1 protein-coding gene is annotated in these 307 nt (G+C 60.6%); it reads right to left on the bottom strand.

Annotation, left to right across the window (positions count from 1 at the left end; all coding sequences use genetic code 11):
* The coding region (gene tnpB, locus AS026_RS21615; RefSeq protein ID WP_131815335.1) for an IS66 family insertion sequence element accessory protein TnpB at positions 1 to 197 on the bottom strand (197 nt) is incomplete at its 3' end.
* Positions 198 to 307 lie beyond the last annotated feature (110 nt).

Here is a 307-nt window from a genome sequence, read left to right on the forward strand (position 1 = left end):
TTCGAATACAGGCAAACCCCACTGCCATCCCACCAGACGATGCGAATACGGTCGGCCCGTTTCGAGCGGAAGACGTAAAGCGCGCCATTGAAGGGATCGAACCCGCCATCCCGCACCAGCGCCATCAACGAGGCGGCTCCTTTGCGGAAGTCGACCGGCTGGCATGACACATAGACCACCACACCCGAAGCGATCATGCCTTGCGAACCGCCCGCAGAACCTTCACCAGGTGATCAGGATCGAACGCGCCGCAGACGCGCACCACCATATCGGCAATGGCAATATCGACCGAGCCGCTGCTTACCGT

This window comes from Rhizobium altiplani, assembly GCF_001542405.1.
GTDB lineage: Bacteria > Pseudomonadota > Alphaproteobacteria > Rhizobiales > Rhizobiaceae > Rhizobium > Rhizobium altiplani.